This window comes from Acidovorax sp. KPB24-07 (genome assembly GCF_057543315.1).
This window is the reverse complement of the sequence record NZ_BAAJYS010000152.1, coordinates 1-8,790: the sequence shown is the minus strand read 5'-3', so window position 1 is coordinate 8,790 and position 8,790 is coordinate 1. Positions and strand designations below refer to the sequence as shown.

The following is an 8,790-nucleotide window of genomic DNA, read 5'->3' as shown; positions in this document are numbered from 1 at the left end:
GCCGTCCAGGTAGCGCCGGCCATCGGTGCCGTGCAGCCACGGGCCGCGGGCGCTGGCGATGGCCACGGGCGGGTCGGCCTCGTGGCGCTTCATCTGCGTGCACGGGTGCCAGACGCTGGCCAGGCTGCGGGCGACGAGGGTGTCCTGGTTCATCGTGGGTGGCCTTTCACAGGGCCTGCGTGGGCACGTGGTGGCGCAGTTCCACCTGGCGGTTGGCGGCGTCCACGAACACCAGCTGCGGCCGGTGCGCGGCCACCTCGGCCTCCTCGACCTGGGCGAAGGCGGCAATGATGAGCAGGTCGCCCACGGCAGCGCGGCGCGCCGCCGAGCCGTTGACCGACACCATGCCGCTGCCGCGCTGGCCCTTGATGGCATAGGTGACGAAGCGCTCGCCGTTGTCGATGTTCCAGATGTGCACCTGTTCGTTCTCCACGATGTTCGCGGCGTCGAGCAGGTCTTCGTCGATCGCGCAGGAGCCTTCGTAGTGCAGCTCGCAGTGCGTGGCGGTGGCGCGGTGGATCTTGGATTTCAGCAGGGTGCGTTGCATGGCGGGAGGGGCGAAGAAAACGGTTAGAGCTTGCGGTGAGGCGATGAGGCGGTGGGGCGGTCAGCGGACCGGCGGGACCAGGATGGTGGGCGCGGCCGGGGCGGCCCGCTCGGGGTAGTCGCGGCTGTAGTGCAGGCCCCGGCTCTCGCGGCGCATCTGGGCCGAGCGCACGATGAGTTCGGCCACCTGCACCAGGTTGCGCAGCTCCAGCAGGTCGCGCGTGACGTGGAAGTGCGCGTAGAACTCCTCGATCTCGGCCTGCAGCAGCGTGATGCGGTGCGCCGCGCGCTCCAGGCGCTTGTTGGTGCGCACGATGCCCACGTAGTCCCACATGAAGCGGCGCAGCTCGTCCCAGTTGTGGGAGATGACCACGCACTCGTCGGCATCGGTCACGCGGCTGTCGTCCCACGGTGGCACGTCCGGCACGGCTTCCGCGCTGGCGGCGGCGATCGCCTGGGCGGCCGCGCGCGCGAAGACCATGCACTCCACCAGCGAGTTGCTGGCCAGCCGGTTGGCGCCGTGCAGGCCGGTGCAGGCGGTCTCGCCGATGGCGAACAGGCCGGGCAGGTCGGTGCGGCCGGCCAGGTCGGTGAGCACGCCGCCGCAGGTGTAGTGCGCGGCGGGCACCACGGGGATGGGCTCCTTCGTGATGTCCAGCCCCAGCTCGGCGCAGCGCGCGAGGATGTTGGGAAAGTGCTCCTGGATGAACGCCGGGCTCTGGTGCGAAATGTCCAGGTGCACGCAGTCCAGGCCGTGGCGCTTCATCTCGTAGTCGATGGCGCGGGCCACCACGTCGCGCGGGGCCAGTTCGGCGCGCGGGTCGTGCTGCGGCATGAAGCGCGTGCCGCCGGCCGATGCGGGCAGCAAGAGCCGCCCGCCCTCGCCGCGCACCGCCTCGGTGATGAGGAACGACTTGGCGTGCGGGTGGTACAGGCAGGTGGGGTGGAACTGGATGAACTCCAGGTTGGACACGCGGCAGCCCGCGCGCCAGGCCGCGGCGATGCCGTCGCCCGTGACCGTGTCGGGGTTGGTGGTGTACAGGTACACCTTGCCCGCGCCGCCCGTGGCCAGGATGGTCTGCGGCGCGCGGAAGGTCACGACCTCGTCGGTGCCTTCATCCAGCGCATACAGCCCCAGGCAGCGCTGCGGCCCGCCGCGGCGCAGCTTGTGCGGGGTGATGAGGTCGACCAGCGTGTGCTGCTCGAACAGCGTGATGCCGGGCGTGGCGCGCACGGTGTCGATCAGGGTGCGCTGCACGGCGGCGCCGGTGGCATCGGTGGCGTGCACGATGCGGCGAGCGCCGTGGCCGCCCTCGCGCGTGAGGTGCAGGGCTCCGTCCTCCTGCGAGAACGGCACGCCCAGGCCCTGCAGCCAGTGGATGGCCTCGGGCGCGTTCTCCACCACGAAGCGCGTGGCGGCCAGGTCGCACAGCCCCGCCCCGGCCACCAGGGTGTCCTGCACGTGGGCCTCGTAGGTGTCGCCCTCGGCCAGCACGGCGGCGATGCCGCCTTGCGCCCAGGCGCTGGCCCCGTCCTGCAGCGCGCGCTTGGTGATGACCGCCACGCGGTGCGTGGGTGCCAGGTGCAGCGCGGCCGACAGCCCGGCCAGCCCGCTGCCGATGATGAGAACGTCGAAATCGTGGGATGGCATGGTGGTGCGTGTGGGCGTATGGACGTGTGGGGCGTTCGGGCCGGGGCGCCCGGCCGTGGCGGTGAAGGGCGTCGGCTCAGACCGGCGTGTAGGCCAGCCGCACGTAGATGGGCGCGAACGCCTCGGCCTGGGTGATCTCGATCAGGGTTTCCTTGGCCAGTTCCAGCAGCGCGATGAAGGTCACCACCAGCACGGTGCTGCCTTTTTCGGGCTCGAACAGTTCCTCGAACTCCACGAAGCGCCGGCCCTGCAGCGTCTTGAGCACGGCGCTCATGTATTCGCGCACGCTCAGCTCCTCGCGCGTGATGCGGTGGTGCTGCACCAGCTTGGCGCGCCGCAGGATGTCGCGCCAGGCTTCCTGCAGGTCGGCCACGTGCACGTCGGGAAAGCGCGGCTGCAGGCTCTGCTCGATGTGCACCTGCGCCCGCAGGAAATCGCGCCCGTACTGCGGCATGCGCGAGAGGCCGGCCGCGGCCAGCTTGATCTGCTCGTATTCGAGCAGGCGGCGCACGAGTTCGGCGCGCGGGTCCTCGGGCTCGGCGCTGCCTTCCTGCTTCTTGGGCGGCAGCAGCATGCGCGACTTGATCTCGATGAGCATGGCCGCCATCAGCAGGTACTCGGCCGCCAGTTCCAGGTTGCGGCTGCGGATCTCGTCCACGTACACCAGGTACTGGCGCGTAACGCCCACCATGGGGATGTCGAGGATGTTGAAGTTCTGCTTGCGGATGAGATACAGCAGCAGATCGAGCGGCCCCTCGAACGCTTCAAGGAACACCTCCAGCGCATCGGGCGGGATGTACAGGTCGGTCGGCAGCGCGAACAGTGGCTCGCCATACAGGCGCGCCAGCGCCACCGCATCCACGACCTGGGGGGAGGCGCCCTCGGCACCCCCAGCGAGCAGGGCGGGGGCGGAGGCCCTGTCCGCGGCGGTGCTCATTGTTTGCTATTAAAAATATAGCTACCAGCGTTAGTTGCTATTGCGCTGGATGGCATTTTGATGCCTGAGATTCAGCCCTGGGTCTGGTAGACGTAGGGCTTTTGCGGCACGCTGGCTTCGTCGTACTCGCCCCAGAGGCTGCGGTCCACGCGCTTGTCCCACAGCAGCGCACGGCCGGCCTGCTGCTGCGCGTCCAGTTCGGGCTTCTCGGTTTTGAGCTGGTTGATGAACTGGGTGGTGTCGGACTGGTAGTCGGGGCGGCGGAAGAAGGACATGGCGGTGGTGCAGTCACTATAGGGAGGCGGCGATTTTAGCGGGCGCCGCCCTTGGTCGGGGCGCCGCCGCCTCGGCGCGCTACAGTGCGGACCCCGACACTGCCCCGGAAAGGACCCCCGATGAACACCCCCCGATGGAGCGCCCCGGCGGCCCGGGCGCTGCGCGCCACCGGCCTGGCCTGCACGCTCGGCGTCCTGGCGGCCCTGCTTGCCGGCTGCGATCCGCAACGCATCAGCGAACTGGAGGAGGGCAGCTCCACCGAGGCCGACGTGCGCTCGCGCTTCGGCGAGCCCGAGCGCGTGTGGGACGAGCCGGGCGGTGCCCGCACCTTCGAATACAACCGCCAGCCGCCGGCCACCAGAACTACATGATCACCATCGGCCCCGACGGCCGCATGAGCGCGCTGCGCCAGGTGCTGGCGCCGCACAACTTCGAGCAGATCGTGCCCGGCATGGCCATGGACGACGTGCGCCGGCGCCTGGGCAAGCCCATGAAGGCCATGACCTATGAGCGCAAGGGCGAAACCGCCTGGGACTGGCGCTGGAACGACGGCGGCAACCAGCCCATGATCTTCACCGTGTACTTCGACGGACAGGGCCGGGTGCTGCGCAGCGGCAGCGCGCTGGAGATCCGCGAGGGGCGATAGCCCGGCGCCGGCACCACCGCCAGCGCGGGCTGGCGCGTTGTTTGCATGGCCTGCCGGTGTTGGAGTAGCCTGTGACAACCATCCGCCCCGCCATGCCCGAAGCCCCCTTGCCACCCCCTGCGCCCCCGGCCGAGGCCGCGCCGCCGCCTTCCGCGCCGCTGTACCCCATGGGGTCGCTGCGCCACGGGCACTACGAAGACGTGCAGGCGCTCTTCGCCGGCACGCTGTTCGTGGCCATGGCGCTCATGCTGTTCGGCCAGGCGGGGCTGCTCATCGGCAGCACGGCGGGCATCGCCTTCTTGCTGCACTACGTGACCGACATCTCGTTCGGCAAGCTGTTCTTTGCCATCAACCTGCCGTTCTACTGGTTCGCCTGGACGCGCATGGGGCGGGAGTTCACCGTCAAGACGTTCCTGTCGGTGGCGCTGCTGTCGGTGCTGACGGAGCTGTTTCCCCACGTCATGCACGTGGACTACCTGAACCCGCTGTTCGCCGCCGTGCTGGGCGGGCTGCTGCTGGGCACGGGCTGCCTGTTCCTGGCGCGCCACAAATCCAGCCTGGGCGGCGCCACCATCGTCTCGCTGTACCTGCAGCAGCGCTACGGGGTGCGCGCGGGCAAGGTGCAGATGGCGATCGACTGCACCGTGGTGCTGCTGGCGCTGGTGATCGTGCCGATCGAGCGGGTGGCGTATTCGGTGCTGGCGGTGGTGGTGATGAGCGGGTTTTTATGGATCAGCCACCGGCCGGGGCGGTACGTGGGGCATTGAGCCGGTCGGATCGCACCAATTTGTCCAGCATGCCGCCATTCGTGGCGTGTGGGTGATGAACGCGGACATCTCAAACGTTTTTCGATGACTGGTAGTTATTTTCCAATCCAATTTAGAAAATAAACGATATCGAAGAGATCATCAGATTGATGAAGGTGATCATCATCAGGCGTGACCCTGGAATGCCTTCTTTCCACATTTTCACCAGCATTGAAAAAAGCGATTTTCCAGTCCTGAATTTTCCAAAATGGGGCGCGCATGCCACGAGAAAAATCAAACCCGATATAGAAAAGTACAGCAATTTATAAATCGTCATGGCTGTCTTTGGGATGGTTTGATTTCAGCAACTCAGAGGCGCATTTTCAGGTGAGCATGCGCAAAAGCGCCGGCATGCCGGCATTTTTTATTGCCTGTCGCGCTCTGTTTTTGATAGCAAATTGAAGCAGTCTTCGTCACCCGCTTCGCCAGCCCATGCATGGGTTGCAGGTGGTTTCGGCCCGCCTGACTTTCGTATTGCCTGGGCCCGCTCAGCGAACGCGCATACCCGGCGTGGCGCCAGGCCAGGGTTCCAGCACGTGGATGCCGGGGTGGGCCTTCTCATCGCCATGGCTGGCGGCCAGCACCATGCCCTCGCTGATGCCGAACTTCATCTTGCGCGGGGCGAGGTTGGCCACCATCACGGTGAGCTTGCCGATCAGATCGGCGGGCTGGTAGGCGCTGGCGATGCCGCTGAACACATTCCGGTGGCGGCCTTCGCCCACGTCGAGCGTCAGGCGCAGCAGCTTGGTCGAGCCTTCGACCGGTTCGCAGTTCACGATCTGCGCGATGCGCAGGTCGATCTTGGCGAAGTCGTCGATGGTGATGGTGGGCGCGATCTCCTCGCCGCCGGGCACGGTCTTTTCGGGCTCAGGCGCCGCGGGCGGCTCGAACAGGGCGTCGAGCTGCTTCACGTCCACGCGCTGCATCAAATGCTGGTAGGTGCCGATGGTGTGGCCGGCGCCCAGCAGCGTCTGCGCATCGGCAAAAGCGAGCGGCGCGACGTTCAGGAAGGCCTCGACCTGCGCGGCCAGGGCGGGCAGCACGGGCTTGAGGTAGATGGCAAGCACGCGGAATGCCTCGATGCAGGTTGTGCACACGTCCTGCAGGCGCGCGTCCATGCCATCCTGCTTGGCCAGTTCCCAGGGCTTGTTGGCGTCCACGTACTCGTTCACGCGGTCGGCCAGCAGCATCACCTCGCGCAGGGCGCGGGCGGTGTCGCGCTTTTCGAGGGCCTCGGCGATGGTGCCGCCCTGGCCCGCCAGCGTGGCGAGCAGGGCCTGGCCGTCGCCGCTCATGGCGCCCAGCTGGCCGCCGAAACGCTTGGCGATGAAGCCGGCCGCGCGCGAGGCGATGTTGACGAACTTGCCGATCAGGTCGCTGTTGACCCGGGCCATGAAATCTTCGGGGTTGAAGTCGATGTCCTCGTTGCGGCCATTGAGCTTGGCGGCGATGTAGTAGCGCAGCCATTCGGGGTTCATCGACAGGCCCAGGTACTTGAGCGGGTCCAGGCCCGTGCCGCGGCTCTTGCTCATCTTCTCGCCGTTGTTCACGGTGAGAAAGCCGTGCACGCAGATCTTGTCAGGCGTCTTGCGGCCGCTGAACTTCAGCATGGCGGGCCAGAACAGGGTGTGGAAGGTGACGATGTCCTTGCCGATGAAGTGGTACTGCTCAAGCAGCGGGTCGGCCATGTAGGCCTCGTAGTCTTCGCCGCGCTTTTCCAGCAGGTTCTTGAGCGAGGCGAGGTAGCCCACGGGTGCATCGAGCCACACGTAGAAGTACTTGCCCGGCGCATCGGGGATCTCGATGCCGAAGTAGGGCGCGTCGCGGCTGATGTCCCAGTCGCCCAGGCCCTCGCTGGTGCTGCCGTCCGGGTTGGTGCGCACGGTGAACCATTCCTTGACCTTGTTGGCCACCTCGGGCTGCACGTGCACGCCGTTCTGCGTCCATTCCTGCAAAAAATCGACGCAGCGCGGGTCGGAGAGCTTGAAGAAGAAATGCTCCGAGCTCTTCAGCACCGGCTTGGCGCCCGACAGCGCCGAGAAGGGCTGGATGAGGTCGGTGGGTGCATAGACGGCGCCGCAGTTCTCGCAGTTGTCGCCGTACTGGTCCTTGGCGTGGCACCGGGGGCATTCGCCCTTGATGAAGCGGTCGGGCAGGAACATGTTCTTCTCGGGGTCGAAGAACTGCTCGATGGTGCGCGTCTCGATGAGGCCGTTGGCCTTGAGGTCGCGATAGATCTGCTGGGCGAGCGCGTGGTTCTCGGGCGCGTCGGTGTTGTGCCAGTTGTCGAACGCGATGTGAAAGCCGTCCAGGTAGGGCTTGCGGCCGGCGGCGATGTCGGCGACGAACTGCTGGGGCGTCTTGCCGGCCTTCTCGGCCGCGATCATGATCGGCGCGCCGTGGGCATCGTCCGCGCCCACGAAGTTCACCTGGGCGCCCTGCATTCTTTGATACCGCACCCAGATGTCGGCCTGGATGTATTCCATGATGTGGCCGATGTGGAAGTTGCCGTTGGCATACGGCAGGGCGGTGGTGACGAAGATCTTGCGTGCGGTCATCGGGTGCGGGCGTTCGGGGTGGGCCGCGAAAAACGCGGACAAGCCGCGGATTTTAGGCGCTCGCTCCGGCCCGCGCGGCCGGGGCTGCCCGCAGGGGCCTCATGGCCGCTCGCGCGGCGTCACCCGGGGCTCCAGCGGCTGCGGCCGGTACCCGGGCAGGAACCGGCACTCGCCGCCGAACGTCGCCTGCACGCCCGGGCATTGCGCGGCGATGCCTGCCGGCGTGGGGGCCGGGCCGCCGCGCACCCACTGGCCGAGCGCCGCCAGCAGCGTGGGATAGGCGGCATCGGTGAGGTAGCTGTGGGATTTGTCGGCCGTGAAGGTCTGCACCAGGTGGCCGGCCGTGCCGGCGCGCTCCATCGTGCGGCGAAAGCTGTCTTCCATCTCGACGAAGGCGGTGGGATCGTCCACGCCGTGCACGGTCAGCACCGGCACCGGGATGCGCCCGTCGGGGTCGGTGTCGCGCGCGAAGGTGGCCACGGCCTGCGGATCGGCGCGGTAGCGCTGCACGCTGCGGTTGAGCGCGGCATCGTCGCTCGAGCCGGTGTACACCGCGCCCCGGTTGCCGAAGGGGTTGGCGCCGCCGGTGCGCCGCTGCACGATGTCCTGGAAGTGCCAGGTGGCCCAGTTCAGGTGGCCGTGGATGGCGCTTTCGCGGATGCGCACGGTCTGCACGATGGTCTGCACGCGCGACTGCTGCGCGGCCGTGCGCTGCGCCGCGGGCCGGTCCAGGCCCAGGCAGCCGTCCACGCGGCGTTTCAGGTCGGCGGGTTTCAGCGTGGCATCGGGCAGCAGGCCCATCCACAGCGGGTACTGGGGTTCGGCGGGCAGCGGGTGGTTGGCGCACAGCGCCTGGTAGATCACCCGCAGGTCGAGCCGGAAGTCGTACGCCCGGCTGCCGCCGGCCAGCACGCCGCTGGTGAGCAGCACGCCGTCGTAGGGGCGTTTGCCGTGGCCATCGTCGGTGAAGAGCGATGCGCCCACGGCGGCCACACTGGCGCCCCACGACTGGCCGTGCAGCAGCGTCATGCGCGGCGCGGCCACGTGCTGTACGAAGATGCGCCGCAGCCGCTCGGTGTCTTCGGCCGCGGCGTGTACCGCCACGCCGCCCTGGCGGTAGGTGGAGCCGGCCCAGGCGTAGCCGGCGCGCGGCACTATGGCCCAGCGCTCCAGGTCTTCCACCGTGCGCGACAGGCGCGGCGCGCCGAGCGTGGGGCCGCCGTGGGCGTGCAACACCAGCGTGCCGTTCCAGTCCGCGGGGATGGCGATCAGGTAGTGGGCACCGGCCGAGTCCTGCCCGCTCAGGCAGCGCGTGGCGGCGGGCAGGCCTGTGGGGCACGGGGTGGGGGCGGGTGGGGCTTCGGCCGTGG

The 8,790-nt window shown here is 68.0% G+C and carries 8 protein-coding genes and 2 pseudogenes; 3 read left to right on the top strand and 7 right to left on the bottom strand.

Features of this window, described 5'->3' with window-relative positions:
• The 5 genes and pseudogenes from AC27IQ_RS15090 to AC27IQ_RS15070 all read right to left on the bottom strand — a co-directional run.
• Window positions 1–153: pseudogene (locus AC27IQ_RS15090) on the bottom strand (adenosylmethionine--8-amino-7-oxononanoate transaminase); the annotation flags it as partial.
• A 13-nt stretch (window positions 154–166) separates the two neighbouring features.
• Window positions 167–547 (bottom strand): aspartate 1-decarboxylase, encoded by a 381-nt coding sequence (panD, locus tag AC27IQ_RS15085; protein WP_284393461.1) that lies wholly within the window; start codon window positions 545–547, stop codon window positions 167–169.
• Window positions 548–607: 60 nt separating this feature from the next.
• Complete coding sequence (gene nadB, locus AC27IQ_RS15080; protein WP_487089942.1) at window positions 608–2,197, bottom strand: L-aspartate oxidase; 1,590 nt, start codon at window positions 2,195–2,197, stop codon at window positions 608–610.
• 76 nt (window positions 2,198–2,273) lie between these two features.
• Entirely contained in the window at window positions 2,274–3,134 is an 861-nt protein-coding gene (locus AC27IQ_RS15075; RefSeq protein WP_487089941.1) for a segregation and condensation protein A, read from the bottom strand.
• 71 nt (window positions 3,135–3,205) lie between these two features.
• Window positions 3,206–3,409, bottom strand: a complete 204-nt coding sequence (locus AC27IQ_RS15070; RefSeq protein WP_272564986.1) for a DUF3460 family protein — start codon at window positions 3,407–3,409, stop codon at window positions 3,206–3,208.
• Window positions 3,410–3,529: 120 nt separating this feature from the next.
• Here AC27IQ_RS15070 and AC27IQ_RS15065 point away from each other — a divergent pair.
• From AC27IQ_RS15065 to AC27IQ_RS15055, 3 genes and pseudogenes are all read left to right on the top strand, one after another.
• Window positions 3,530–4,056: pseudogene (locus tag AC27IQ_RS15065) on the top strand (outer membrane protein assembly factor BamE).
• Window positions 4,057–4,148: 92 nt separating this feature from the next.
• Complete coding sequence (locus tag AC27IQ_RS15060; protein ID WP_372588228.1) at window positions 4,149–4,823, top strand: YitT family protein; 675 nt, start codon at window positions 4,149–4,151, stop codon at window positions 4,821–4,823.
• A gap of 149 nt (window positions 4,824–4,972) precedes the next feature.
• Window positions 4,973–5,131 carry a hypothetical protein gene (locus tag AC27IQ_RS15055; RefSeq protein WP_317356360.1) on the top strand — a complete coding sequence of 53 codons (159 nt, stop codon included), beginning with the start codon at window positions 4,973–4,975 and terminating at the stop codon, window positions 5,129–5,131.
• A gap of 219 nt (window positions 5,132–5,350) precedes the next feature.
• Here AC27IQ_RS15055 and metG read toward each other — a convergent pair whose 3' ends face one another.
• On the bottom strand, window positions 5,351–7,420 hold the full coding sequence (gene metG, locus AC27IQ_RS15050) for a methionine--tRNA ligase (RefSeq protein WP_272564979.1): 2,070 nt from the start codon (window positions 7,418–7,420) through the stop codon (window positions 5,351–5,353).
• 99 nt (window positions 7,421–7,519) lie between these two features.
• A partial coding sequence (locus AC27IQ_RS15045; protein WP_487089940.1) for a hypothetical protein occupies window positions 7,520–8,790 on the bottom strand: 1,271 nt, incomplete at its 5' end.

What these genes read in the sequence shown, in the direction of transcription:
- panD (WP_284393461.1), bottom strand. Translation starts at nt 547, where the DNA reads ATGCAACGCACCCTGCTGAAATCCAAGATCCACCGCGCCACCGCCACG.
- nadB (WP_487089942.1), bottom strand. Translation starts at nt 2,197, where the DNA reads ATGCCATCCCACGATTTCGACGTTCTCATCATCGGCAGCGGGCTGGCC.
- AC27IQ_RS15075 (WP_487089941.1), bottom strand. Translation starts at nt 3,134, where the DNA reads ATGAGCACCGCCGCGGACAGGGCCTCCGCCCCCGCCCTGCTCGCTGGG.
- AC27IQ_RS15070 (WP_272564986.1), bottom strand. Translation starts at nt 3,409, where the DNA reads ATGTCCTTCTTCCGCCGCCCCGACTACCAGTCCGACACCACCCAGTTC.
- AC27IQ_RS15060 (WP_372588228.1), top strand. Translation starts at nt 4,149, where the DNA reads ATGCCCGAAGCCCCCTTGCCACCCCCTGCGCCCCCGGCCGAGGCCGCG.
- AC27IQ_RS15055 (WP_317356360.1), top strand. Translation starts at nt 4,973, where the DNA reads ATGAAGGTGATCATCATCAGGCGTGACCCTGGAATGCCTTCTTTCCAC.
- metG (WP_272564979.1), bottom strand. Translation starts at nt 7,420, where the DNA reads ATGACCGCACGCAAGATCTTCGTCACCACCGCCCTGCCGTATGCCAAC.